The sequence below is a fragment of the Pseudomonas sp. Pseusp10 genome, assembly GCF_059492225.1.
On sequence record NZ_CP168528.1, the window covers coordinates 4,711,300 to 4,737,135 of the forward strand.

General features: G+C 58.2%; 27 protein-coding genes and 1 tRNA gene. 9 read left to right on the forward strand and 19 right to left on the reverse strand.

Annotated features, from left to right (window positions below; genetic code table 11):
- Positions 1 to 2: 2 nt before the first annotated feature.
- The 10 genes from ACEN8Z_RS21295 to ACEN8Z_RS21340 all read right to left on the reverse strand — a co-directional run bounded on the left by ACEN8Z_RS21295 (position 3) and on the right by ACEN8Z_RS21340 (position 9,114).
- Complete coding sequence (locus ACEN8Z_RS21295; RefSeq protein ID WP_495595566.1) at positions 3 to 1,052, reverse strand: homoserine dehydrogenase; 1,050 nt, start codon at positions 1,050 to 1,052, stop codon at positions 3 to 5.
- Positions 1,053 to 1,228: 176 nt separating this feature from the next.
- Positions 1,229 to 1,666, reverse strand: a complete 438-nt coding sequence (locus ACEN8Z_RS21300) for an Lrp/AsnC family transcriptional regulator (RefSeq protein WP_495595567.1) — start codon at positions 1,664 to 1,666, stop codon at positions 1,229 to 1,231.
- 22 nt (positions 1,667 to 1,688) lie between these two features.
- A complete protein-coding gene (thrC, locus tag ACEN8Z_RS21305) occupies positions 1,689 to 3,068 on the reverse strand; it encodes a threonine synthase (protein ID WP_495595568.1) in 1,380 nt (459 codons plus the stop codon).
- 16 nt (positions 3,069 to 3,084) lie between these two features.
- Entirely contained in the window at positions 3,085 to 3,975 is an 891-nt protein-coding gene (locus ACEN8Z_RS21310) for a LysR substrate-binding domain-containing protein (RefSeq protein WP_495595569.1), read from the reverse strand.
- A 60-nt stretch (positions 3,976 to 4,035) separates the two neighbouring features.
- Positions 4,036 to 5,466: an amino acid permease gene (locus tag ACEN8Z_RS21315; RefSeq protein WP_495595570.1), complete on the reverse strand. Its 1,431-nt coding sequence runs from the start codon at positions 5,464 to 5,466 to the stop codon at positions 4,036 to 4,038.
- A gap of 151 nt (positions 5,467 to 5,617) precedes the next feature.
- Positions 5,618 to 6,895, reverse strand: coding sequence for a cystathionine gamma-synthase family protein (locus ACEN8Z_RS21320; RefSeq protein WP_495595571.1), 1,278 nt, complete (start codon positions 6,893 to 6,895; stop codon positions 5,618 to 5,620).
- 39 nt (positions 6,896 to 6,934) lie between these two features.
- Entirely contained in the window at positions 6,935 to 7,291 is a 357-nt protein-coding gene (locus ACEN8Z_RS21325; RefSeq protein WP_495595572.1) for a hypothetical protein, read from the reverse strand.
- A gap of 96 nt (positions 7,292 to 7,387) precedes the next feature.
- On the reverse strand, positions 7,388 to 7,699 hold the full coding sequence (locus ACEN8Z_RS21330) for a hypothetical protein (RefSeq protein ID WP_495595573.1): 312 nt from the start codon (positions 7,697 to 7,699) through the stop codon (positions 7,388 to 7,390).
- A 123-nt stretch (positions 7,700 to 7,822) separates the two neighbouring features.
- Positions 7,823 to 8,248, reverse strand: coding sequence for a nuclear transport factor 2 family protein (locus tag ACEN8Z_RS21335; protein WP_495595574.1), 426 nt, complete (start codon positions 8,246 to 8,248; stop codon positions 7,823 to 7,825).
- A 113-nt stretch (positions 8,249 to 8,361) separates the two neighbouring features.
- The gene (locus ACEN8Z_RS21340) at positions 8,362 to 9,114 is read right to left on the reverse strand and encodes an SDR family NAD(P)-dependent oxidoreductase (RefSeq protein ID WP_495595575.1); all 753 of its coding nucleotides are present in this window, start codon (positions 9,112 to 9,114) and stop codon (positions 8,362 to 8,364) included.
- A gap of 105 nt (positions 9,115 to 9,219) precedes the next feature.
- Here ACEN8Z_RS21340 and ACEN8Z_RS21345 point away from each other — a divergent pair, with 105 nt between their 5' ends.
- Positions 9,220 to 10,143, forward strand: a complete 924-nt coding sequence (locus tag ACEN8Z_RS21345) for a LysR family transcriptional regulator (protein ID WP_495598173.1) — start codon at positions 9,220 to 9,222, stop codon at positions 10,141 to 10,143.
- Positions 10,144 to 10,579: 436 nt separating this feature from the next.
- Here the strand turns inward: ACEN8Z_RS21345 and ACEN8Z_RS21350 are convergent, their stop codons facing one another.
- Complete coding sequence (locus ACEN8Z_RS21350) at positions 10,580 to 10,747, reverse strand: hypothetical protein (protein ID WP_495598207.1); 168 nt, start codon at positions 10,745 to 10,747, stop codon at positions 10,580 to 10,582.
- 156 nt (positions 10,748 to 10,903) lie between these two features.
- Complete coding sequence (locus tag ACEN8Z_RS21355) at positions 10,904 to 11,680, reverse strand: DNA-binding transcriptional regulator (RefSeq protein ID WP_495595576.1); 777 nt, start codon at positions 11,678 to 11,680, stop codon at positions 10,904 to 10,906.
- A gap of 134 nt (positions 11,681 to 11,814) precedes the next feature.
- On the opposite strand from ACEN8Z_RS21355, the gene ACEN8Z_RS21360 reads away from it, so the two are divergent.
- The 8 genes from ACEN8Z_RS21360 to ACEN8Z_RS21395 all read left to right on the forward strand — a co-directional run bounded on the left by ACEN8Z_RS21360 (position 11,815) and on the right by ACEN8Z_RS21395 (position 20,757).
- Positions 11,815 to 13,473 carry a bifunctional 3-(3-hydroxy-phenyl)propionate/3-hydroxycinnamic acid hydroxylase gene (locus ACEN8Z_RS21360; RefSeq protein WP_495595577.1) on the forward strand — a complete coding sequence of 553 codons (1,659 nt, stop codon included), beginning with the start codon at positions 11,815 to 11,817 and terminating at the stop codon, positions 13,471 to 13,473.
- Between the two features lies 1 nt (position 13,474).
- Entirely contained in the window at positions 13,475 to 14,428 is a 954-nt protein-coding gene (gene mhpB / locus ACEN8Z_RS21365) for a 3-carboxyethylcatechol 2,3-dioxygenase (protein ID WP_495595578.1), read from the forward strand.
- 15 nt (positions 14,429 to 14,443) lie between these two features.
- Complete coding sequence (locus tag ACEN8Z_RS21370; RefSeq protein WP_495595579.1) at positions 14,444 to 15,322, forward strand: alpha/beta fold hydrolase; 879 nt, start codon at positions 14,444 to 14,446, stop codon at positions 15,320 to 15,322.
- Between the two features lie 14 nt (positions 15,323 to 15,336).
- Positions 15,337 to 16,131, forward strand: coding sequence for a 2-keto-4-pentenoate hydratase (mhpD, locus tag ACEN8Z_RS21375; RefSeq protein ID WP_495595580.1), 795 nt, complete (start codon positions 15,337 to 15,339; stop codon positions 16,129 to 16,131).
- Positions 16,132 to 16,163: 32 nt separating this feature from the next.
- Positions 16,164 to 17,099 (forward strand): acetaldehyde dehydrogenase (acetylating), encoded by a 936-nt coding sequence (locus tag ACEN8Z_RS21380; RefSeq protein WP_495595581.1) that lies wholly within the window; start codon positions 16,164 to 16,166, stop codon positions 17,097 to 17,099.
- A 10-nt stretch (positions 17,100 to 17,109) separates the two neighbouring features.
- Positions 17,110 to 18,120 (forward strand): 4-hydroxy-2-oxovalerate aldolase, encoded by a 1,011-nt coding sequence (dmpG, locus tag ACEN8Z_RS21385; RefSeq protein WP_495595582.1) that lies wholly within the window; start codon positions 17,110 to 17,112, stop codon positions 18,118 to 18,120.
- Positions 18,121 to 18,205: 85 nt separating this feature from the next.
- Entirely contained in the window at positions 18,206 to 19,411 is a 1,206-nt protein-coding gene (mhpT, locus tag ACEN8Z_RS21390; RefSeq protein ID WP_495595583.1) for a 3-(3-hydroxy-phenyl)propionate transporter MhpT, read from the forward strand.
- Positions 19,412 to 19,485: 74 nt separating this feature from the next.
- On the forward strand, positions 19,486 to 20,757 hold the full coding sequence (locus tag ACEN8Z_RS21395) for an OprD family porin (RefSeq protein WP_495595584.1): 1,272 nt from the start codon (positions 19,486 to 19,488) through the stop codon (positions 20,755 to 20,757).
- 128 nt (positions 20,758 to 20,885) lie between these two features.
- Here ACEN8Z_RS21395 and ACEN8Z_RS21400 read toward each other — a convergent pair.
- The 7 genes from ACEN8Z_RS21400 to rpmI form a co-directional block, all read right to left on the reverse strand.
- A tRNA-Pro gene (locus ACEN8Z_RS21400) sits at positions 20,886 to 20,962 on the reverse strand.
- An 89-nt stretch (positions 20,963 to 21,051) separates the two neighbouring features.
- Complete coding sequence (locus ACEN8Z_RS21405; protein ID WP_003179985.1) at positions 21,052 to 21,408, reverse strand: MerR family transcriptional regulator; 357 nt, start codon at positions 21,406 to 21,408, stop codon at positions 21,052 to 21,054.
- Complete coding sequence (ihfA, locus tag ACEN8Z_RS21410; RefSeq protein WP_002553164.1) at positions 21,389 to 21,691, reverse strand: integration host factor subunit alpha; 303 nt, start codon at positions 21,689 to 21,691, stop codon at positions 21,389 to 21,391. Before ihfA ends, ACEN8Z_RS21405 begins: the two co-directional genes overlap by 20 nt.
- 3 nt (positions 21,692 to 21,694) lie before the next feature.
- Positions 21,695 to 24,073, reverse strand: coding sequence for a phenylalanine--tRNA ligase subunit beta (gene pheT / locus ACEN8Z_RS21415; protein WP_495595585.1), 2,379 nt, complete (start codon positions 24,071 to 24,073; stop codon positions 21,695 to 21,697).
- 26 nt (positions 24,074 to 24,099) lie between these two features.
- A complete protein-coding gene (gene pheS, locus ACEN8Z_RS21420; protein ID WP_495028204.1) occupies positions 24,100 to 25,116 on the reverse strand; it encodes a phenylalanine--tRNA ligase subunit alpha in 1,017 nt (338 codons plus the stop codon).
- Between the two features lie 109 nt (positions 25,117 to 25,225).
- Positions 25,226 to 25,582 (reverse strand): 50S ribosomal protein L20, encoded by a 357-nt coding sequence (gene rplT / locus ACEN8Z_RS21425; RefSeq protein WP_007905879.1) that lies wholly within the window; start codon positions 25,580 to 25,582, stop codon positions 25,226 to 25,228.
- Positions 25,583 to 25,610: 28 nt separating this feature from the next.
- Positions 25,611 to 25,805 carry a 50S ribosomal protein L35 gene (gene rpmI / locus ACEN8Z_RS21430; protein ID WP_002553160.1) on the reverse strand — a complete coding sequence of 65 codons (195 nt, stop codon included), beginning with the start codon at positions 25,803 to 25,805 and terminating at the stop codon, positions 25,611 to 25,613.
- Positions 25,806 to 25,836 lie beyond the last annotated feature (31 nt).

The following is a 25,836-nucleotide window of genomic DNA, read 5'->3' on the forward strand; positions in this document are numbered from 1 at the left end:
GTTTACTCCTGGTTGCGTGCAATGGATTGATGGATGCTGATGATGTCCGAGAGCAGCGCAAACGCTGTTTCCGTGCGCCCTGCTCCCGGCCCCGAAACTGTTACCGCACCGAGCAGTTGCGAGGTAAACGACACCGCATTGGTCGCGCCGCCAACACTGGCCAGCGGATGGTCGTTGTTCAACAGCCGCGGTTCGACACTGGCACTGATCGAGCCGTCGGCATGGCGCATCGCCGACCCGATCAGCTTCCAGCGAGCGCCGTCCTGCCGGGCTTTTTCGATGTCGCCAAGACTGAGGGACGAAATGCCGTTGCACGTGACGTCGCTGACCTTCAGCTTCGCGTCCAGCAGTTCATTCGCCAGGATCACCACCTTGAGGCGTACGTCATGACCCTCGACATCTGCCGTCGGGTCGGCTTCGGCGTAACCCAGCTCCTGAGCCTTGCTGACGGCCTCGGCAAACCCCAGGCCGCCTTCCATGCTGGTCAGCACGAAGTTGGACGTGCCATTGAGAATTCCTTCAAAACCGACAATGGAGCTGCCGGCCAACGCCTGCCTGGCCAGGCGAATCACCGGCGTGCCGCTCATGACCGAACCTTCATATTCAAAGGCGACATGCTTGCGTCGAGCCAGTGCTTTGAGCTCGGCGCCGTGCAAGGCGATGGGGCCCTTGTTGGTGGTGACGACATGCTGGCCGCCCTCAAGCGCCCAACGGCAGAACGAAGTCGCCGGTTCACCGTCCACCGGGTTGGTAAACGTGGCTTCAACAATAATGTCCGCGCCGGAATCCTTGATCACCGCTTCATTGAGGGCTGCGACGTCGCCACCCGACAGTTGCGCCAATGCACCTTTGACCGCCGGCAATTGGGCGAGCACATTGGCATCCAGCCCATCGCGGCCAATCACCGAACCGAGAAACAAGTCAGTCACGCCGACGATTTTCAGGGTGAACCCCAGTTCTGTTTTCCACTGTTCGTTACGTTCGGCAATCAGCTGAGCCAATGCCCGGTTAACACCGCCAAAGCCAACCAGCGCCAATTTGTATTCAGTCATTTTGTTATGCCCTTGATCCGGGTGATGGGTTGTTGGGCACTAGGTTAGGGCTGAGTCCAGGGCAGTGACATAGGCCAATTTGCTCTATTTTGTGGGCGTTTTGACCACAGTCATGACATTGCTTCAGACATAAAAAAAGCCAACACAGGTTGGCTTTTGGTTGTACGAAAAATGGGCTATACGACAGACGACAGCACGAAGGAGGTCACGGTGTTTTCCACCCCGGGCAACGCGGCAATTTCAGTCCAGACCTTGTGCACCCGCTGCGGGCTCGCAGCGCCCACCCGCAGCATCAGGTCGAACTCGCCGCTCATGACATCGCACTGGATGATTTCCGGAATTGCCCGCAGCGCTTGCAACACTTCCGCCCCCCGCATCCGGTCGTAGCGGTAAACGAAAATCACCGCATTGATGTTCGACGTGGCTTGTCGCCCCTCCCCCGTGCGTACCGTATATCCCTGTATTACCCCGTCGCGCTCAAGTCTTTCTATGCGCTGGCGCACCGCATTGCGTGACAGATTGACCTTGGCCGCCAGTTCGGCGTGTGCAGCCCTGGCATTAAGCTGTAGTTCCGCGATGATGTGTTCATCGAGAGGGTCCAGAATTCGCTTCACTTGACCTCCTGTTGGCGCGCCTTCACAGCGCTCCGAGCAGCTCATGGATGGTATCGAGATCGTCCGGTTGAATCCGGTAAACCTGCGCCTGTCCTTGCGTCGCGACCTCAGGTTGCAGCTGCGCCACACTGATGCCCAACTCGCCAAGCAGTGCCGCCGACTTGACCGGTGAGATTTCCCCCAGGGTCACCATTGGCGCCACCAGGCTTCGCCGATACAACCTGGCGGCCAGCACGCCAGTGGCCGTATGCGGGTCGATGACGTAACCGGTGTCGTGATACAACGAGGTGATTTCCGTCAGCGTCTGCTCATCACTGACTGCGTAGGAGTCGATGATCATCCGCGCCTGCAACCAGAACTCGTTGGCGATGACCATCTCACCGCTGGACTCGAACCCCTCCATCAGGGCACATACCGCCTGGTCGTCACGCCCGTAGAGTTCCCAAAGGAACCGTTCCAGATTGGAAAAGATCGACAGGTCCATGGCAGGCGAAAGCGTCTTGTTGGCTCGTGACCTGCTGTAGTGGTTTTTCTGAAACAACTGATGCAACGCGTCATTCTGGTTGGTCGCAACAATCATCTGGGTGATTGGCAGACCCATTTTTTGCGCGATGTAGCCTGCATACACCTCGGCAAAACTCGCCGCAGGTACGCTGAAACCAATCGGTCGCTGGCCGCCTCCCAGTTGCAACACGGCGTGGAAGTAAAACACCAGTTGCGCCAACACACTGACCCAGTTACTGGAGTTGAAACCGATCACCTCGTACTGCGCATACGGCCATTGTCGAAACAGCCGGGTGACGATGGTCTGGCACTCGTCGAAGCTTCCGTTGACCGCGAACTGATGAACCCCTGGGTGCGCTGCGGCTTGCAGATGCTGGAGTTGGTCCCGGGGTACGCCCGCCTCCGGGTAAAACACCACCACGGGGGTGTCCTCGCAGTGCTTGAACGCCTCGATGGCCGCCAGCCCGGTATCGCCGTTGGTGGCACCGATCACCACCCCGCGACGCCCGCGCTTGCGCAGAAAATACGGCACCAGTCGCGCCTGCAACTGCGCGGCAAAATCCTTCGAGGAGCGAGTCGGCCCGTGGAACAACTCCAGCACCCACTCGTTACGATCGACCTGATGCAAAGGTGCCAGGGAGCGATGCCTGAATTGGCTGCCCGCCTCTTTGAGCATGCGCTTGAGGTCTGTCTCGGGGATCGCCTCCCCCACAAACGGACTGATTACCCTGTAGGCCAGTTCGTCATAGGGCAAGGTCGACCAGTTGGCGATGTCCTGCGATTCAAACAGCGGCAGTTCGAGCGGTACGAACAGCCCACCGTCCTCGGCAATGCCAGACAATACGACCTGTTCGAAGTCGACCTGCACGGCCGAATTTCGGGTACTCACATAACGCATGGTTGGCTCCGGCCATTCATTTGAAACGATGTGCCTGCTCGACCAGCCAGGTGGAAAACATCACCGCGTCGGGGTGCTGCTCGGCCCCGGAACCGCGCACAAGGTAAAAAGACTCGCTGGCTTCGATACGCTGGGTAAAGGGTTCGACTAACCGTCCATCCTTAAGCATCTCCTCCACCATCGAGGACCGCGCCAGGGCGATCCCCTGACCTAACTCGGCCATGCGCAAAGTGGAAATCAATGTGTCGAACTGCATGCCGGTCGAGGAATCGACGGTGTCCGCACCGACCATGTTCAACCAGTAACCCCAACCCTCTTCGTAACCCAGAACATGCAACAGCGGATGGTGCGACACGTCCACGGGGACCGTCAGCGGCGACCTCGCCATCAGGTCCGGCGAACAGACCGGGAACAACGTGTCCCAGGTCAGGCGCTGCGACACCAGGCCGGGCCATTGACCGTGGCCCCAGCGAATCTCCATGTCATCCTCACCATCCAGTTCCTTGACCCAGATATTGCTGATGTAGCGGATATCGACATGGGGATGCGCCTGGCTAAACTCCGCCAGCTTGGGCGCCAGCCAATGCACAAAGAACGCCAGGCTGCCACGCACCTTGATCGGTCGACGTTTGTGCTGACCAAAAATTTCGTTGGTCCCCACTGCCAGTCGCGTGATCGCATCCTGCACCACCGGCAGATACGCCTGGCCTTCCTCGGTCAGTCCCAAGCCACGGGGCAAGCGCTTGAACAGTGCTACCCCAAGATGGCTTTCCAGTTGGCGGATCTGCTGACTGACTGCCCCCTGGGTCAAAAACAGTTCTTCGGCAGCATGGGTGAAGTTCAAACAGCGAGCAGACACCTCGAATGCCCGCAGCCAGTTCAATGGGGGTAGCGTCTTTTGCTTCATGGCTTGAACCTCTAGGACGCCCCCTCCACCGAGCACGCTTGCCCATCCCGTCGATGCTGACTAGAACGCGTCGGACGGTTGTGCCAAGGGGGCAACCGACAAGCGTCGCTCGCGGCTTTTGCGGGTAATGTAATACACGAAGTAGCACCAGGCGATGAAGGGCAAACCGAAGTACAACGCCACACGCTGCTCCGGATCGAACCCAATCCCGACACACGCCAGACTGCAGCAGACCAGTGCTCCCAACGGCACCCATGGATAACCCCGGACACGGAATTTCAAGTCGCGGATGTCACCGCCGTTGGCCACATAGTGACGGCGGAAAGCAATCTGGCTCGCAGCGATGCTCATCCAGACCACCACGACCGCCAATCCGGAGATCGACACCAGCGCCAGATAGATGGTGTCGGCGGCGAACACACTGCTGAGCAACGAGGCAGCCCCACCCGCCATGCTGACGATAATGGCGTTGAGCGGCGTCCCCATGCGCGTCAGGGCCGAGAACCGCTTGGGCAGATGACCCTGGTCACTCAGCGTCCAGAGCATCCGTGACGCGGCATACAAACCGGAGTTGGCGGCCGACAGCAAGGCACTGATGATCACGAAATTCATGATGTCTGCCGAATATGGAATCCCGATGTAAGTGAACACCGTGACGAATGGACTTTCTACGAGACCGGCCTGTTCTCGGGGCAATAGTGTTGCCAGGACGAAAATGGTCCCCACGAAAAAGATCGCCAGGCGCAGCACCGTCGTGCGAATGGCACGTGGCACGTTGCGTTGCGGATCCTTGGTTTCCCCAGCGGCAATACCGATCAACTCAGTGCCGGAGAACGCAAAAGACACCGCCAATAACGTCATTGCTATCGGCATGACTCCGGTAGGAAAAAGTCCTTCGCGAGTGAAGTTGCTCAACCCGATACTGTGGCCCTGATCGATGTGCAGCAGACCGAGAATCGCGCCACCGCCGATCATCAGAAACACTATTACGGTCACCACTTTAACCAGTGACAACCAGAACTCGGTCTCAGCGAACAGGCGCACCGAAATCACATTGGTCAGAAACACCAGGCCCGCAAATAGCGCACTCCAGATCCATACCGGTGTATCCGGGAACCAGCGCACCATCAAGATACCGGCGGCGGTGAATTCAGAACCGATGGCCACCGTCCAGGTCAGCCAATACAGCCAGGCCACCGTATACCCGGTACCAGGCCCCAGAAAACGGGTGGCGTAAGTACTGAATGAACCGGTTTCCGGCATCTGCACCGCCAGTTCGCCCAGGCACATCATCACCATGTAAACCATGAGTGCACCGATGATGTAAGCGATCACCGCGCCCAAGGGACCGGCCTGGTTAACCGTATACCCGGACGTGAGAAACAGCCCGGTACCAATGACGCCGCCTAATGCCAACATCACAATATGCCGCGTCTGCATTTCCTGTTTAAAACCGGAATGTGTATTAAGTTGTTCTTCTTTTATGGACATGGTTGTTCTCATGAAAGTTATTAGGGCACGAATTAACATCTGCAATGATTGACTCGGCAGAGTAAAAACAGATCGCCACTAAGTTTTATTATTATTCCACTTCATGAACGCCCCACTCACATCCTTGTAGCGAGGTATTAGCGTTAAATCTTCAACCTGCTATGTCGACGCAATTTTCATTGATTGAACGTTGGGTGTTTGCTTGTGCGAGTTCGTTGCCCGCCTCCCTGACAAATGCGAATGCCTGTTTCAGGTCGTCGAGCAGATCATCGGTGTCTTCGATGCCGACAGAGACCCGCACCAGCCCTTCGGAAATACCCAGGGCCAGTCGTTCCTCCAGCGTGTTCTCGACATGACTGGTGGTTCGCGCCGGACCGTAGATGGTTTCCACCGCACCGAGATTGCCCGCGCAGTGGGCGAATCGCAGTCGTGGCAACAGCACCTTGACCGTGTCCATACCACCCACCACGACAAAACTGACGATTGCACCGAAGCCGGACATTTGCGCGCACGCCACCGCATGATTCGGATGGCCGGGCAAACCCGGATAATTGACCGACTCCACCAACGGTTCGACGCAAAGGTACTCTGCCAGTGCACGGGCGCTGCGTTGCTGCTGACGCATGCGCAGCACCAGGGTTTTCATGCCGCGAATGATCATGTAGGCGGAGAACGGGTCGAGCGCCGCACCGTTGATTTCCCGGTAATGGCGCACCTTGGCCATCAGCGATTCGCTACCGCACACCAGGCCGCCAAGCACGTCGCCGTGGCCGCTGAGAAACTTGGTCGCACTGTGAACGACCACGTCCACACCAAGCGCCAAGGGGTTCTGATTCAACGGCGTGGCGAAGGTGTTATCCGCCACCACAATGGCACCGACGCGCTTGGCCGCAGCCACCAGACGCTCGATATCGAGTATTTTCAGCGTCGGGTTGGTCGGCGTTTCCAGATACACCAACTGGCAACCCTTGGCGATTTCACGTTCGATTTCTTCGTGATCGAACGTCTCGCACAACGTCACGTCCACACCGGTGCGCGGCAGGAACTCTTCGAAAATCTTGTTGGTGCCGCCATAGCTGTCCTTGGTCGACACCACCCGATCGCCATGGGCCAGGAAGGTGTAAAGCACACTGCTGATTGCCGCCATCCCGCTGCTGAAAGCCACGGCAGATTCGGCCAGCTCCAACTCGCGAATCTTTGCCTCAAGGGTCTCGACTGTCGGGTTGCTCATGCGGCTGTAAATAAAGCCGGGCGCCTTGCCCAACGCTACGTCGTACCAGACGTCAATGTCGTCGTAACCATATGCAGCACTGACTACGATGGGGGTTTGAGTGGCGTTGTAGGGATGCCTGACTTGCTCCCCACCCCACACTGCACGGGTTCCCGCACCCCCATTAACAAACCCTGCGTTGCCTGGTTTTTTATTCATAAAGACTACTCGCACTGAGGGTGGTGAATGTTGAGTCACTCACCGGATCTGGCAGCCAATATATTGAAAAGCAGCACCGCCGAGAAACGATGTTATCGGTGCCAAAGGGCCGTTTTTTTTAATGGCTGTGATTGCGTGGAGCCAGGTCAATTGCAGCCTTTCACCACAAGGCGGAGTACGCGGCTGGAGCGAAACGATCTCTTTCACCGCCTGCGCCTGCTTGAGTTGAGTTGAGTTGAGTTGAGTTGAGTTGAGTTGAGTTGAGTTGAGTTGAGCACTATCGAAATTCGATACACCGATAACGCGAGTTTTTCCTTGATCGCGCGCGGCTGCCAAAACCTCAGCATCAATTGCGAGTGCAAAGTTTTCCCGTGATCGCGATCCCCCTCGCCACATATGATGTGCTCTCCGCGCCACTGATACAGACCTTTGGAACTCCCAATTGCAACTGACCGAGTCAGTTAACGCCCTGCGACATCAACAAGGGGGCTGTTACCGGGTGGTGCCGGTGGTGCCGGTCGTGCCAGTAGTTCCGCTGGTACCTGAAGTGCCGCTGGCGCCCGGGGTGGCGTCGTTGCCACCACTACCACCGCCGCTGGAGATGGCGACACCAGCAGCGATAACACCAGCGCTAATTGCCAGGCCAGTGCCAACCGTTACGCCACCGACGAGTGGAGTCGACAGCGTCAGGCTTGAGGTAGCGCTGGGCACTGTGGCGCTGGCTGCAGGGGCGGTCTCAGCAGCCATCAGAGGCAGGCTGATGGAGGTCGCGAGGACTAAGGCCAGGAGCTGTTTCACGATCATGCTCCTTTGAAAGGATAATCCCTGAGGGCGGTTAGGGATTAAGGGTATTGCAGTAAGTATAGTGTGTTGGAAGCAGGCGGAGCTAAATGGAGTTGCTCGCCGGCTTTTGTATTCACCATCTAATCACGACCAGTAAAACCGCTCGTTATCGTCACCTGCAAAGTCTGGGTCGACATAGATATGGACGCGTGAAATCAAATCGTTGGAAAAATCAAATACATTGCAGAACCGACCTTCGGATCGCCCTTCAACTGGCCAATGTGAGCCATTTTTCATGACTCCGCTTTCGGTTCCCTCAACAACTACTGTGTTTCCCACTGCGATGTAGGTGTATTGCTCTACGTCGTGCTTTAGGCCGCCGAGATTGCCCATCAAACCCTGAATAAATGCGACAACCTCATTTTTTCCAGTACGCGTTCCGAACTTGGGGAAATACAGCTGAACATCGTCACTAAAAAGGTCCAATATTGTCAGATCGCCAGCATCACCTTTAGTAAAATAAAGCTTGGCGATCTCGATCATTTGCTGTGTTTGGTCTTCGTTATTCATTCTGAATTCTCAGCCGCTGCCGTGACCTAATTTGGTGTCCATTTCAAATCAATCCCGTTGTTAATAGATTGATCCGTAATGGGAAAGCTCACACTTTCCCATTACGTTCCGGATCAAATTTGGGCGATGCCGCCGTCGACAAATACTTCGCTGCCGTTCACGAAGCTGGAATCATCAGAGGCCAGGAATACTGCTACCTTTGCGACTTCATCTGGATCGCCAACGCGGCCCATTGGAATCAATGAAGCAAAGTGATCCAGCAGACCTTGCTGCTGTGCCGCGTCTGGGCCTGCCAATTCTACGAGGCCTGGTGTCTTGATCGGACCAGGGCTGAGAGTGTTCACGCGAATGTCCTGACCTTTCAAGTCGAGGATCCAGTTACGGGCGAAGGACCTTACAGCTGCTTTCGAAGCGGCGTAAACACTGAAATCCGGGGTGCCAACACTACCCGCGGTAGAGCCCGTGAGAATCACGGAAGCTCCCTTGGACAGCAGTGGCAGCGCCTTTTGGACCGTAAAAAGTACGCCCTTGGTATTTCGGCCGAAGGTGTCGTCGAAATGCTCTTCAGTGACATCTTTCAGATTGCTCATTTCACCGCCGCCAGCGTTCACGAACAGAACGTCAACACGACTGTGTTGTTCTTTCACCTGGGCGTACAACGCGTCCAATTGATCCAGCTTGGAGGAGTCGACTTGAACGCCGGTTGCATTACCGACAGCCAAAACAGCAGCATCAAGCTCAGGTTTGCGCCGACCAGTGATGTAAACGTGAGCACCTTCCTTAGCGAAACGAATGGCAGTTGCCAATCCAAGGCCGCTGGTACCGCCGGTGACGATGGCGATTTTACCTTCAAGTTTGCGTGACATTTGACGTTCCTCAAGTTGGCGCAAGAAAGCGCATGACCAAAGAATATCGACGAACCCTACCTTTCGAAATAGAATTGATTGCAAACCATCATTGCAGAAATGTCGATGTCAAAGATGCCAGATTTTGAAGGATTAGCGATGTTTGCAAAGGTAGCTGAGGAGCGATCCTTTGCGGCTGCTGCGAGGGTGATGGGTGTCTCCGTCGCAACGGTTTCACGAGGAGTTGGTCGCTTGGAAGAAAGGCTAGGTGCCCGTCTTTTAAATCGGACCTCCCGACAGCTCGCACTCACAGAATTTGGCCGCAGCATAGCGGAAAGCGCTAGTCGCCTGTACCGAGAGGCGGAAGAGACGGAGGGTATTGCACGCGAACTTTCGTCACAACCTAGAGGGCTTGTGCGATTGGCGATACCAATGACTTACGGCGTCCGCTGGGTTGCCCCGATTCTACCGGAATTTCTTCTCGCTTATCCCGAAGTGTCAGTCGATCTTCATTTGTCCGACGCGTCAGTCGACCTCATTGGGGAAGGCTTTGATGCTGCGATGCGGATCGCAATATTACCCGACTCATCTCTAGTAGCACGACGAATTAGCCGGGTTGCTCGGTATCTTGTGGCGTCTCCTAGATACCTTGAACAGCATGGTCACCCAAAACACCCTCATGATCTGGTAGGTCGAAATTGCTTGGGATACGCCTATCGAGCCCAGAGTGACGTCTGGCGCTTACTCAATAAATCAGGGGATGAGGTCAGCGTCTCCCCCAATGGCTCTCTGCGCGTCACAAATGTGGACGCCTTAATCCCTGCCGTACTTGCAGGAATTGCGATAGCTGAGCTTCCAGAGTTTGTCGCAAGTGAATATCTACGCGATGGAAGACTTCAAGTGGTACTGCCAGAGTGGAGCATGCAGGAGGGAGGACTGTATTTTGTGACGCCGACCGCTCGCACCCGGCCAGCCAAAGTGGATGTGCTAGCGGATTTTCTCATAGCCAAATTATCTGATCCGGCTTGGCGTTTGACTAATCGATCCTAGGCGAATACTAACGAATTACAGAGCGTAGCGAAATTTCCGCCCCAACCCTGATACCTCTACGCCCTAAAATCACAAACAAGATTCGGAAAGAGTGAAGCTCGACCTCACCACTCTCCTGGCTGAAACGCCTGCGCAGTGTATCGATTTGGATTGGGAAAATTTGCCACCTATGGGCCGGGAGTTTCGATGACCTGATACTAAGGCTGCTTCACCCGCTCGTTACCTGTATCCCGCTAAAATGCTTTCAGTATCGTTTGACTGACTGAAAGGTTTATCGGAATTGCTGGCCCATCAGCGCGCACACAAGGTCCAATTTTTTCATTCGGCCCAAGACGCGCCTTTGATGATCTATGTCGATGACGAAACCAAGCTGACTGTTGCCGCTGACCGAGAATTGATCTAATAACAGCTGTCCTGCCGGCTGAAAATTGGTTCTTCACGGAATCCCGGGAAACACAGAAACAAGAACGCCGATTTGATTGATGATGTTCGTGCGAGCAAACACATCTAACAAACCGGCGTTCTTATGCGTGATATTAATACTTTCCTTCCTTTTGGGGAGGGCTTCTCTGTCGTCATGATCAAGCCTGATGGCAATAGCCATCGTCGATCTCCGCGCCGCCTCAAAGGTGTCAGGAGTTCACCCGATTGTCGGGTCGGCGTCAGGAATCATCAAGGCGTGTCAGATATCGACGCCTAAGTGCTCGTCACTACCAATGGCGAGCTGGATGTGTTGCTCGCACTAGCCTTGCAGACAAACTTACCTGAACTGCCCCTCAATTTTTTCCACCACGCTGCGCATCGCCGGCAGGTAGCGTCGAACAGCCTCCTCAACGGACATGGCCTTTGCGATGTAGACCAGATTCAGGCAGCCCATCACCTGCTCCCCGTGCATGACGGGGATCGCAATGGCAGCGATCTTGCGTTCCTCGCCCCAATGGGCATTATTTTCTCCATAACCCTTGCTGAGTGTGTGCTCCACCAATCGCTCGACAAACCGGCTATCGGCGGCAAACGCCGATTGTTCGTCTTCGCGACTGATCATCAACTCAATCAACTCTTCTCGTTCCGCAGGTCGACAGTAGGCAAAGTACGCGCGCCCAGTCGCCGTCATCAGCAACGGTAAACGCCGACCGACCATGGAACGGTGGAACGACAGACGGCTAAAGCGATGAGTGGTCTCGCGAATGACCATGGCATCGCCGTCCAGGGTGCACAGGTCTGTCGGCCAGACGACCTCTTGCAGCAACTCACCGAGCAACGGCGCGGCGATCGAAGAGATCCATTGTTCATCGCGAAAACCTTCACTCAGTTCGCGTACTTTCAGCGTCAGTCGATAGCTGTCATCGGACTCGCTGCGCCGCACATAACCCTCGGTTTGCAAGGTCTCCAGCAAGCGCCGAACGGTGGTGCGATGCAAGCCGCTGCGCTCGGCCAATTGCGCCGTGCTGGCACCGCCGTCGAAGCGGTTCAAGCTGTTGATCAAGGCCAGCCCGCGCATCAGCCCACGCACGGCCTTGTATTCTGTTTCGCTCATGGACGGCTCCATTTTTGTTGTAAATCAACGATGTGCACTTAGTGCACACTAGCAAGGGTTGTCGTTGTCCACCAGCCTGGTGATTTCCATACTGCGCCCAACAAGAAATCCAAAAGCGCTGCACGGAGATACCCATGAGTCCTGCACCCACTCCTTCCACATTGGAGCTGACCACCGACGTTGCCATCGTCGGCGCCGGCCCTGTCGGCCTGATGATTGCCAATTACCTGGGGCAATGTGGCGTGAACGTCACCTTGGTGGAAAAGCTCGACAGCCTGATCGACTACCCTCGTGCCATCGGCCTGGACGACGAAAGCCTGCGAACCTTTCAGGCCGTCGGTCTGGCCGACGCGGTGCTGCCGCACACCACCCCGTGGCATGCCATGCGCTTCCTCACCCCAAAGGGTCGCTGCTTTGCCGACATCCAGCCAAAAACCGACGAGTTCGGCTGGTCGCGACGCAATGCCTTCATACAGCCCCTGGCCGACCGCATACTGTTCGAAGGCTTGCAGCGCTTTGACAACGTCAAGGTACTGTTCAGCCGCGAGCTCGACAGTTTTGAACAGAGCGACAGTGCCGTGGTGCTTAACCTCAAGGATCAGAACGGTCGCAGCGAATGCCTGCATGCCCGCTACCTGATCGGCTGCGACGGTGGCAACAGCCTGGTGCGCCGCAGTCTGAACATCAGTTTCGAAGGCAAGACCGCGCCGAATCAGTGGATCGTCGTCGACATCGCCAACGACCCGCTGAGCACACCGCATGTTTACCTGTGCTGCGACCCGGTACGGCCTTATGTTTCCGCCGCCCTGCCCCATGGCGTGCGTCGTTTCGAGTTCATGGTCATGCCCGGCGAGACCGAAGCCGAGCTGAGCAAACCGGAAAACATGCGCAAGCTGCTAGGCAAGGTGTTGCCGAACCCGGACAACATCGAACTGATCCGCAGCCGCGTCTATACCCACAATGCCCGGTTGGCCGGTCAATTCCGCCAAGGCCGGGTGCTGCTGGCGGGCGATGCCGCACACATCATGCCGGTCTGGCAAGGCCAGGGTTACAACAGCGGCATGCGTGATGCTTCCAACCTGGCCTGGAAACTGTCGCTGGTGATCAAGGGCCTGGCGGCCGACAGCCTGCTCGACAGCTACGAACAGGAGCGCCGCGACCACGCCAAGGCAATGATTGACCTTTCCGTGCTCGCCGGCCATGTGCTGGCCCCGCCGAAGCGCTGGCAAGGCACCTTGCGAGATGGCGTGTCGTGGCTGCTCAATTATGTACCACCGGTCAAACGCTACTTCCTGGAAATGCGCTTCAAACCGATGCCGCAATACGCCCGGGGAGCCTTGATCGTGCCGAGTGAAAAGGGCTCGCCGGTAGGCAAGATGTTCATTCAGCCGAAGGTGTTGACTGACGCCGGCACCACTGTGTTGCTGGATGAAGTGATCGGCGAAAACTTTGCGATCATCGCCTGGGGCTGCGACCCGACCTGGGGCTTGAGCGCCGGGCAGATCGAACAATGGCAAGCGCTGGGAACACGGTTTATCCAGGTACTACCCGATGTCCAGCTCAAGGCCGCCAGTGACGTCAACCCCGGCGTGATCCGCGTTGGTGACAGTACCGGCCGCCTCAAGGAATGGTTCGCCCGTGGTTCGGCGTCCATCGCCCTGGTACGTCCGGACCGCTTCCTTGCCGGCCTGGCCATTCCACAAACCGTCGGCCACGCCTGTGACCAATTGGCACTGGCGCTCAAGGCCCTGCCACAACCTGCCGCGACAATCATCGCCAGCAAGGTGGCTTGAGATGAGCGCGTATCTGCACTGCATGTCGCACACGCCCCTGGTGGGCTACGTCGACCCGACGCCTGAGGTGCTGGCCGAAGTCGACGCAATGATCACCCAGGCCCGCGAGCGCATCGCCCGCTTCGCCCCGGAGCTGATCGTGCTGTTCGGCCCCGACCACTACAACGGTTTCTTCTACGACGTGATGCCGGCCTTCTGCATCGGCATGGCGGCTGACGCCATCGGTGATTTCGGCACTGCTGCCGGCGCGCTGGACGTGCCCAAGGCGCTGGCCGAAGCCTGTGCGCAAAGCGTGCTGGATGCTGGCGTCGACGCCGCCGTGTCCTATCGCATGCAGGTCGATCACGCGTTTGCCCAACCGCTGGAACTGTTGCTTGGCGGTTTGCAGGGCTGTCCGGTGATTCCGGTTTTCATCAATTCGGTGGCCGTGCCATTGCCAGGTTTCAAGCGTGCCCGCCAGCTCGGTGAAGCCATCGGCCAATGGGCACTGTCGTTGAACAAGCGCGTGCTGTTTCTGGCTTCCGGTGGTTTGTCCCATCAACCCCCGGTGCCGGAGTTGGCCAAGGTTGATACGCGCATGGCCGACCGCCTGATGGGCAGCGGCCGCCACTTGCCGGCCGATGAACGTGATGCACGCCAACAGCGGGTGATTCAGGCGGCGCGAGATTTCGTCGAGGACCAAAACAGCCTGCACCCGCTCAACCCGACGTGGGATCAGCAGTTTCTCGGCACCCTGGAAAAGGGCTGCCTGAGTGACCTCGATGCGCTGGGCAATGACGAGTTGTCGGCGTTGGCCGGCAAGTCCACCCACGAAGTGAAAACCTGGGTCGCCGCTTTCGCTGCGCTGTCCGCCTTCGGCCCTTACCAGAGCGAAGGCCGCTACTACCGCCCGATTCCCGAATGGATCGCAGGCTTCGCCGCCCTTGGCGCCCGTCCGCTGAACAACAACCACTGAATTCAAGGAACTGCCATGACTGCCACTGCATTCACCGAAGCTTCCACCAGCCGCTTTGTACGCATCAAGGAAGGCGAACTGGATCTGCAACTGCATTACAACGACGTTGGCCACAACCCTGAAAACCCGATCGCAGAAACCGTGGTCATGCTTCATGGTTCCGGCCCTGGCGCCAGCGGCTGGGCCAACTTCCACCGCAACATCGAACCGTTGGTGTCTGCCGGTTACCGGGTGATCCTGATGGATTGCCCGGGCTGGAGCAAAAGCGACCCGATCGTGTGCAGCGGCTCGCGTTCGGACCTCAACGCCCAAGCCCTCAAGGGGTTGGTCGACGCACTGGACCTCAAGCAGGTCCACATCATCGGCAACTCCATGGGCGGCCATAGCACCGTGGCCTTCGCCCTCGCCTATCCGGAGCGAGTCGGCAAACTGGTATTGATGGGCGGTGGCACCGGCGGCCCGAGCGCCTTCGTTGCGCAGCCGACCGAAGGCATCAAGTTGATCGGCGCGCTGTACCGCGAGCCGACCATCGAGAACCTGAAGAAGATGATGAACGTTTTCGTTTTCGATGCCAGCAGCCTGACCGACGAACTGTTCCAGACCCGTCTGGACAACATCCTCGCACGCCGCGATCACCTGGAAAATTTCGTCAAAAGCAGCACCCTCAATCCCAAGCAATTCCCGGACTTCAGCCACCGTCTGCATGAAATCAAGGCCCAGACCCTGATCGTCTGGGGTCGCGAAGACCGCTTCGTGCCCATGGACACCGGTTTACGTCTGCTGGCGGGCCTGCCCGACGCGCAACTTCATGTGTTCAACCGCTGCGGCCACTGGGCTCAGTGGGAACACGCCGAGACGTACAACCGCATGGTCCTGGACTTCCTGACCCACTGATGACCGAGGCCGACATGAATCCGATTCAAGACACACTGCAACAGCTCGCCGCCGACCTGCGTCAAGCCGAGGCCCGCAGTGAAGCTATCGCGCCACTGCGTGAGCAGATCGGCGAAGACAATGCCGAGGCCGCCTACACCATTCAGCGCCTCAACGTTGCCCACGGCGTGGCCAGTGGTCGACGCGTGGTCGGTCGCAAGATCGGCCTGACCAACCCCAAGGTGCAACAGCAACTGGGCGTCGATCAGCCGGACTTCGGCACCTTGTTCGCCGACATGTGCTACGGCGACAACGAAACTGTGCCAGTCAGCCGCGTGCTGCAACCGAAAATCGAAGCTGAAATTGCGCTGGTTCTGGAACGCGATCTGCCACGCGCCGACACCACCTTTGCCGACGTCATGGCGGCAGTCGGTTGGGTTGTGCCCGCACTGGAAATCGTCGGCAGTCGCGTGCAGGGCTGGAACATCCGTTTCGTCGACACCGTGGCGGACAACGCTTCCAGCGGCTGTTTCGTGCTCGGCGGCCCGACTCGCCGTCTCGATGGCCTGGACCTGCGTCAGGCCGGCATGCGCATGACCCGCAATGGCGAAGAAGTCTCCAGCGGCAGCGGCGCCGAATGCCTTGGCCATCCACTCAACGCTGCCGTGTGGCTGGCCCGCACCATGGCGCGCCTGGGCGAACCGCTGCAGGCCGGCGACGTCATTTTGACCGGGGCACTCGGACCGATGGTGGCCGTGGCTGCCGGTGACCGGTTCGAAGTCGAGATCGAAGGTATCGGTCGTGTCGGTGTTCAGTTCAGCGCCGAGTGATCGGCGACTTGCGTGCAAATGAGGCAACAACAATGAACAAACTCAAAGTCGCCATCATCGGTTCCGGCAACATCGGCACCGACTTGATGATCAAGATCCTGCGTAATGCCAAACACCTGGAAATGGCGGTCATGGTCGGCATCGACCCGGCCTCCGACGGTCTGGCCCGCGCCCAGCGCATGGGCGTGGCCGTGACCCACGAAGGTGTTGAAGGCCTGAGCCGCATGGATATGTTCAAGGACATCGACTTCGTCTTCGACGCGACCTCGGCCGGCGCTCACGTCAAGAACGATGCGTTTCTGCGCTCGATCAACCCCGGCATCCGCCTGATCGACCTGACGCCTGCGGCCATCGGTCCGTACTGCGTGCCGGTGGTGAACCTGGAACAGAACCTCGACCAGCTCAACGTCAACATGGTCACCTGCGGTGGCCAGGCAACCATCCCGATGGTCGCGGCGGTGTCGCGGGTGGCCAAGGTGCATTACGCCGAAATCGTTGCCTCGATCGCCAGCAAATCCGCCGGTCCCGGCACCCGCGCCAACATTGACGAGTTCACCGAAACCACCTCCAAGGCCATTGAGGTGATCGGCGGCGCAGCCAAGGGCAAGGCGATCATCGTGATGAACCCGGCCGAGCCACCGCTGATGATGCGCGACACGGTGTTCGTTTTGTCCGAGGCGGCGGACCAGGCGCTGGTCGAAGCCTCGATTGTCGAAATGGCCGCCGCCGTGCAGGCCTATGTGCCGGGCTATCGCCTCAAGCAAAAAGTCCAGTTCGACGTGATTCCCGAAGACGCGCCGCTGAACATCCCAGGCCTGGGTAAATTCTCCGGCCTGAAGACCTCGGTGTTCCTCGAAGTCGAAGGCGCCGCTCACTACCTGCCAGCCTACGCCGGCAACCTCGACATCATGACCTCCGCGGCCTTGGCCACCGCCGAGCGCATGGCGCAGTCGATGCAACAAGCCTGAGGAGATCAACATGAACGGCAAAAAACTCTACATCTCCGACGTCACCCTGCGCGATGGCAGCCACGCTATCCGTCATCAGTACTCGATCCAGAACGTGCAGGACATCGCTCGTGCGCTGGACAAGGCCAAGGTCGACTCGATCGAAGTCGCCCACGGTGACGGCCTGCAAGGCTCGAGTTTCAACTACGGCTTCGCCGCGCACACCGATCTGGAATGGATCGAGGCCGCCGCTGACGTGATCAGCCACGCGAAAATCACTACGCTTTTGCTACCTGGCATCGGCACGGTGCATGACCTGAAAGCAGCCTACAACGCCGGGGCCCGGGTGGTGCGCATCGCCACCCATTGCACCGAGGCGGATGTATCGAAACAGCACATCGAATATGCCCGCGAGCTGGGTATGGACACCGTTGGTTTCCTGATGATGAGCCACATGATCCCGGCCGAGCAATTGGCGGCCCAGGCCAAGTTGATGGAAAGCTACGGCGCGACCTGCGTGTACATGGCCGACTCCGGTGGCGCGATGAACATGCAGGATGTGCGTGATCGATTTCGCGCCTTCAAAGCGGTGCTCAAACCAGAAACCGAGACTGGCATGCACGCCCACCACAACCTGTCGCTCGGCGTGGCCAATTCGATTACCGCCGTCGAAGAAGGTTGCGACCGTATCGATGCCAGCCTCGCCGGCATGGGCGCTGGCGCCGGTAACGCGCCGCTGGAAGTGTTCATCGCCGCCGCCGAGCGCCTGGGCTGGAATCACGGCACCGACCTCTACACCTTGCTCGATGCCGCCGATGACATCGTCCGTCCGCTGCAAGACCGGCCAGTGCGGGTCGACCGCGAAACCCTGGCGCTGGGTTATGCGGGCGTCTACTCGAGCTTCCTGCGTCACGCCGAAATCGCCGCTGCCAAGTACGGCCTCAAGACTCTCGACATCCTCGTGGAGCTGGGCAACCGGCGCATGGTGGGCGGCCAGGAAGACATGATCGTTGATGTGGCGCTGGACCTGCTCAAGCGCTGATACCAAGCACCACACCGACTGGTCGCCCACGCAGCGGCCGGTCGGCTCTGTTTTGTCCATTACAACAATAAAACGGGTATTGCCCATGACATCGCTCAACCTGACAGCACCGCTGCATATGACACGGACCATCAGTCTGTGTTTCCTCGTCGCCCTGATGGAAGGCCTTGACCTGCAAGCCTCGGGGATCGCCGCACAAGGGATGGCGGCCGCTTTTCAACTGGATAAGTTACAGATGGGGTGGGTCTTCAGCGCCGGGATTTTCGGCCTGCTGCCCGGTGCCTTCCTCGGTGGATTATTGGCTGACCGCATCGGCCGCAAACGCGTGCTGATGGCGTCGGTAGCCCTGTTCGGGTTGTTCTCGCTGGTCACCACTATGGCCTGGGATTTCAACAGCCTGCTGGTTGCGCGCTGCCTCACGGGCGTGGGCCTGGGTGCTGCTTTGCCCAACCTGATCGCCCTGACAAGTGAAGTGGCTGGCCCGCGCCTGCGTGGCACCGCCGTGAGCCTGATGTATTGCGGTGTGCCATTGGGGGCCGCTTTAGCAGCCAGCATTGGCATCGCCAACCTGGTCGGTGGTTGGCAGGTTGTGTTCTACGTCGGTGGTGTCGTGCCGCTGTTGATCGTGCCACTGCTGGGACTTTACCTGCCGGAATCAGCGGCGTTTCGCAGCGTCCGCGACGCCGCTCCGATCGGCGTGGTCAGCGGCCTGTTCCGCAACGGCGCGGCATTGCCGACCGCGATGATCTGGGTCAGCTACTTCTTTACGCTCATGGTGGTTTACATCCTGATCAACTGGCTGCCGAGCCTGTTGATCGGCCAGGGCTTCAGCGGGGCTCAAGCAAGCTGGGTGATGCTGGCGCTGCAATTTGGTGCGGCGGCAGGCACGTTGTTGCTGGGTTGGGTCATGGATCGTCTGCCGGCCTGGGCATTGTCGGCGTTGATTTACCTCGGCATTCTCGCGTCCCTGACCGCCCTGGGCATGGTCAGTCAATTGCAAAGCATGCTGGTGGCCGGCTTCGTCGCCGGTTTCTTCGCCACGGGCGGGCAATGTGTGCTGTATGCCTTGGCACCGCATTTCTATCGTCCGTCAATTCGCGCCACGGGTGTCGGCAGCGCCGTCGCCATCGGCCGGCTGGGCGCGATGAGCGGCCCGCTGGTGGCCGGCAAAATGCTCGCACTGGGCACTGGCACCACCGGCGTGATGATGGCCTCGGCACCGGGCATCGTCATGGCGGCACTGGCGGTGTTTTACCTGTCGGTACGCCGCAACCGCTCCCCCGCTGACTGACTCATCCGATCTCTTCCCCCCGTGCCTCGATGGCGCGGGGCGTTATCCCTACAACAATAAAAGTGAACACTGCCATGCTCAGGAATTTTCTTCGGGCCTTCAGCGCCTGCACCTGCGTTTTGTCCATTGGCCAGGCTTGCGCCGCCGGTTTTGTCGACGACAGCCATGCCGATCTGGTGATGCGCAACTATTACTTCGATCGCAATTACGTCAACGCCACGCCTCAGGCGGCTGCTCGCGAGTGGGCGCAGGGCTTCATTCTCAACATGCGGTCGGGCTATACCGAAGGACCTGTCGGCTTCGGTCTGGACGCCCAGGGATTGCTGGGGGTGCGCCTGGACTCGTCGCCTGACCGTACCGGGACCGGCCTGCTGCCGTACAACCCCACCACCCGCGAGCCGGCCAGTGAATATTCGGAGCTGGGCCTGACTGCCAAGGCCCGGGCGTCGAAGAGCGAGTTGCAACTGGGTACCATCAGCACGTTTCTGCCTATCGCCTTTGCCAGCCCTACCCGCTTGCTGCCGCAGACCTTCCGAGGCACGTACCTCAAGTCCCAGGAAATCGACAACCTGACCCTGCATGCCGGCTGGCTCGATCGCATCAACCTGCGCGACTCCACCAACTATCAGAAAATGTCGGTAGCCTCGCCTAACGGCCGCTTCAATGGCGCTGCCGAATCCGACCGTTTTACCTTCCTCGGCGGCGACTATGCCTGGTCGCCGCAACTGACGCTGAAGTACTACCACGCCGAACTGGCTGACCTTTACCGCAAGGATTTCTACGGCTTCGTCGACAATCGTCCGATCGGCCCCGGCAGCCTGAAAAGCGACTTCCGCCTGTTCGTCACTGGCGAGGACGGCGCGGCCAAGGCTGGCCCCGTGGACAACCGCAATGCGGCACTGATGCTGACCTATGCCTTGGGTGCCCATAAATTCGGTGCCGGCTACATGCAACTGACCGGCAAGACCGCAATGCCCTACCTGTTCGGCACCGAGCCACTCGTCATCACCGAAGGCACGCTGAGCTCCGAGTTTCTTAACCCCAAGGAGCGCAGCTGGCAGGTACGGTATGACTACAATTTCGTGGCCATGGGCTTGCCAGGGCTCAATGGCATGCTGCGCTACGTGAGCGGCGACAATATCGAACTGGCCAAGCTGGGAGGCTCCAACCTGAAAGAAAGCGAAAAGGATATCGAACTGTCCTACGTGCTGCAGGGCACTCCGTTGAATGGCTTGGCCTTGCGCGTGCGCAACGCCTGGTACCGCAACGACTTCACCGCCCAGGCCAGCCACAGGGACGACAATGAGCTACGGATGAATGTCGATTACACATGGAAGCTATGGTGAGTTTCAAATAAAACAATGGAAGTCCGCCTGACAAAAGATTCCGCCCGGAGCCAGTCATTTTATAGGGGTAAAAACGACCAAACATAAAAAAGGGTCGCGAGATAAATCTCGCAACCCCTTGAATTATATGGTCGGGACGGAGTGGTTCGAACACTCGACCCCTAGCACCCCATGCTAGTGCGCTACCGGACTGCGCTACGCCCCGACTAGGCGTGAAACCTGTTCCTCATCTCGAGGTACGATCAAGAATATATCGCAAGCTTTTGAAAACTGGAAGTATTTAAAAGCAGGAATTTATTTCTTGAGTACCACCAGAACATCTTCGAGTTCGGCGATCATCTGGCGGATCATTTGCTTGTATTGGGTCGTGTCGTCTTTGGCTTCATCGCCGGACAAGCGCAGGCGCGCTCCGCCGATGGTGAACCCCTGATCGTAAAGAAGCGCGCGGATCTGCCGGATCATCAGCACGTCCTGGCGCTGATAATACCGGCGGTTTCCGCGGCGTTTGACAGGGTTGAGTTGAGGAAACTCCTGCTCCCAGTAGCGCAGCACGTGTGGTTTTACCGCACACAGCTCGCTGACTTCACCAATGGTGAAGTAGCGTTTGCCTGGGATGACGGGGAGCTCGTCGTTATGACTTGGTTCCAGCATAAGCCTCAACTCGGGCCTTCAACTTCTGCCCTGGACGAAAGGTGACCACACGGCGAGCCGTGATCGGGATTTCTTCCCCCGTTTTCGGATTGCGGCCAGGCCGCTGGCGTTTGTCCCGAAGGTCGAAATTGCCGAAACCGGACAATTTGACTTGTTCGTTGTCTTCGAGAGCGTGCCTGATTTCTTCAAAAAACAGTTCGACCAATTCCTTGGCCTCCCGTTTGTTCAGGCCCAGCTCTTCATACAGACGTTCCGCCATCTCAGCTTTCGTCAGAGCCCCCATACGTCACTTCCTTAACGTGGCGTTCAACCTTTGTTCGAGCGAGGTGAGGATGTTTTGCGTTGCGGTATTCACCTCATCGTCATTAAGAGTGCGCGATGGATGCTGCCAGGTCAAGCCGACTGCGAGGCTTTTTCTATCAGGATCAATGCCTTTACCCTGATACACGTCAAATAGCCTGAGGTCTGTCAGCCATTCGCCTGCATTTTCACGGATTACATCCAGTACAGCCGTGGCTGCAACGTCTTTGTGTGCAATCAGTGCAAGGTCACGACGCACTTCAGGAAAGCGCGATAACTCGTGGAATTTTGGCATTTTGCCCGACGCGACTTCCGCCAGAACCAGTTCGAAGACGAAGACCGGACGGTCGAGACCGAGGGTTTTCGACAATTCAGGATGGATAGCGCCGATGAAGCCGACCAGACGACCGTCACGCTCGATGCGCGCAGTTTGACCCGGGTGCAACGCTGGGTGCTTGCCCGGCACGAAAGTGAACGCATCCAGGGCACCGGCAAACCCCAGCACCGCTTCGACGTCGGCCTTGACGTCGAAGAAGTCGACGGTATCGCGACCCTGCGCCCAACCTTCAGGCAAACGGCTACCGCAAACGACACCCGCCAACATCGGCTCTTGCTTCAGGCCCTCAAGCTGGCCAACGAAACGCAGGCCGCTTTCAAACAGGCGCACGCGATCCTGCTGACGGTTCAGGTTGTGCTGAAGCGCCTTGACCAGACCCGGCCACAAGGACGAACGCATGGCGGCCATGTCATTGGAGATCGGATTGGCGAGCAGCAACGGCTCTACACCCGGATTAAACAGTTCGAACTGTTTCGGATCGATGAAGCTGTAGGTAATTGCTTCCTGATAACCACGGGCAACCAGCAGGCGGCGCAGCTCAGGCAGATCGCTACGGGCTTCCGCCTTGGCTTGCGGCGCCAGACGCGCTTGCGGATAACGAACCGGCAAACGGTTGTAGCCGTACAGGCGAGCGAGCTCTTCGATCAGGTCGACTTCCAGACTGATATCGAAGCGATGGCTTGGTACTTCTACACGCCACTGCCCTGCCCCGTCGGCAGTAATGGTCAGGCCCAAGGCATTGAGCAGGCGCTCCACTTCAGCCGAATCCATTTCCATACCCAGCATCTGGGTAATGCGCTGGGCACGCAGGGTGACCGGAGCAATTTTCGGCAGGTGCTGTTCGCTGACGGTCTCGATGACCGGACCCGCTTCACCACCGGTGATTTCCAGCAGCAAGCCAGTCGCGCGCTCCATGGCTTCACGGGCCAGTTGCCAATCCACACCACGCTCATAGCGATGGGATGCATCGGTGTGCAGGCCATAGGAACGGGCCTTGCCTGCCACGGCGATCTGGTCGAAGAAGGCGCTTTCCAGGAACACGTCACGCGTGGTCGCGGACACACCGCTGTGCTCGCCACCCATGACGCCGGCGATTGCCAGTGCGCGGGAGTGGTCGGCAATCACCAGCGTATCGCTACGCAGGCTGACTTCCTGACCGTCGAGCAGCACCAGCTTCTCGCCGTCTTCGGCCATGCGCACACGGATGCCGCCGTTGATTTCGGCGAGATCGAAGGCGTGCAGCGGCTGACCCAGCTCCAGCATCACGTAGTTGGTGATGTCGACGGCAGCGTCGATGCTGCGCACTTCTGCACGACGCAGACGCTCCACCATCCACAGCGGCGTAGGCCTGGACAGGTCGACGTTACGAATCACACGACCCAGATAACGTGGGCACGCGGCCGGCGCCAGTATTTCTACCGAACGCACTTCGTCGTGCGCGGCAGGAACCGAAGCCACTACCGGACGGGTGACCGGAGCGGCATACAGCGCGCCGACTTCACGAGCCAGACCGGCCAGGGACAGGCAGTCGCCACGGTTCGGGGTCAGATCGACCTCGATGCTGGCGTCTTCCAGATCCAGATAAACGCGGAAATCCTCACCTACCGGCGCATCGGCCGGCAGCTCCATCAGACCGTCATTACCTTCACCGACCTGCAGCTCGGATTGCGAGCACAGCATGCCGTTGGATTCAACGCCACGCAGCTTGGCCTTCTTGATCTTGAAGTCACCCGGCAGCTCGGCGCCGATCATGGCGAAAGGAATCTTCAGGCCCGGGCGCACGTTTGGCGCACCGCAAACAACCTGGAAGGTTTCCGAACCGTTGTTGACCTGGCACACGCGCAGCTTGTCGGCGTCCGGGTGCTGCTCGGTGCTCAGCACCTCGCCAACTACTACACCATTGAAAACACCGGCGGCCGGCGTAACGCTATCGACCTCAAGACCGGCCATCGACAGACGAGCAACCAGCTCGTCGCGACTTACCTGCGGGCTAACCCAGCCACGCAGCCATTGTTCACTGAATTTCATCCTGCTCTCCTAAGAATTCGTTACGACTAGCGAAATTGCGCGAGGAACCGCAAGTCGTTGTCGAAGAACAGACGCAAGTCGTTCACGCCGTAACGCAGCATGGCCAGACGCTCTACGCCCATGCCGAAGGCAAAGCCCGAGAACTCTTCCGGGTCGATACCGGACATACGCAACACGTTCGGGTGAACCATGCCGCAGCCCATCACTTCCAGCCAGCCCGTCTGCTTGCAGACGCGGCAGCCTTTACCGCTGCACATCACGCATTCCATGTCGACTTCAGCGGATGGCTCGGTGAACGGGAAGTACGAAGGACGGAAACGCACGGCCAGTTCTTTTTCGAAGAACACCCGCAGGAACTCTTCGATGGTGCCTTTGAGGTCGGCGAAATTGATGTCGCGATCGACCAGCAGGCCTTCGACCTGGTGGAACATCGGCGAGTGGGTGATATCGGAGTCGCTGCGGTAGACGCGGCCGGGGCAGACGATGCGGATCGGCGGCTGCCTGGACTCCATGGTGCGGACCTGTACCGGCGAGGTATGGGTGCGCAACAGCATGTTCGCATTGAAATAGAAGGTGTCATGCATCGACCGGGCCGGGTGATGGCCTGGGATGTTGAGCGCTTCGAAGTTGTGATAATCGTCTTCGACCTCAGGGCCTTCGGCGATGCCGTAGCCAATACGGGTGAAGAACTGTTCGACGCGTTCCAGAGTGCGGGTAACCGGATGCAGACCACCGGAGGTCTGACCGCGGCCAGGCAGGGTCACGTCAATGGACTCGGCAGAGAGTTTGGCAGCCAGATCGGCTTCTTCAAACAATGCCTTGCGCGCATTAAGGACCTCTGTGACACGCTCCTTGGCAACGTTGATCAGCGCACCGACCTGCGGACGCTCCTCTGCCGGCAAATTCCCCAGGGTCTTCATCACCTGAGTCAATTCACCCTTCTTGCCAAGGTAGTGAACCCGGATTTGCTCCAGGGCATTGATATCTTCAGCGCTTTGCACAGCCTCTAGTGCTTGAGAGACGAGCGCATCCAGGTTTTCCATGTACAGACTCCAGATACAAAATAGGGGAAGAGCTTGAAGGCTCTTCCCCTATTTATGACGTTTAACACCTGACCCCACAGATGCGAGGCCGGGTGACTGTCGGGGGTACTTAAGCCAAGGTGGCTTTAGCTTTCTCGACAATCGCAGCAAACGCCGCTTTTTCGTTCACTGCCAGATCAGCCAGAACCTTACGGTCGATCTCGATGGACGCTTTTTTCAGGCCGGCGATGAAACGGCTGTAGGACAGACCGTTGATACGAGCACCAGCGTTGATACGAGCGATCCACAGAGCGCGGAACTGACGTTTTTTCTGACGACGGTCACGGTAGGCGTATTGGCCTGCCTTGATTACCGCTTGCTTGGCAACACGGAATACGCGGGAGCGTGCGCCGTAGTAGCCTTTAGCAAGTTTCAGAATTTTTTTGTGACGCTTACGGGCAATGACGCCACGCTTTACACGAGCCATGAGTTACTTCCTCTATTCTTGACTAAAATTAACGAAGGCGCAGCATGCGCTCGACTTTTGCCACGTCAGACGGATGCAGCAAGCTGCTACCGCGCAGTTGACGCTTACGCTTGGTCGACATTTTGGTCAGGATGTGGCTCTTGAAAGCGTGCTTGTGCTTGATACCGTTAGCAGTTTTCAGAAACCGCTTAGCAGCACCACTTTTGGTCTTCATTTTTGGCATGTTCGGATACTCCGCATTCAGTTGATAAACA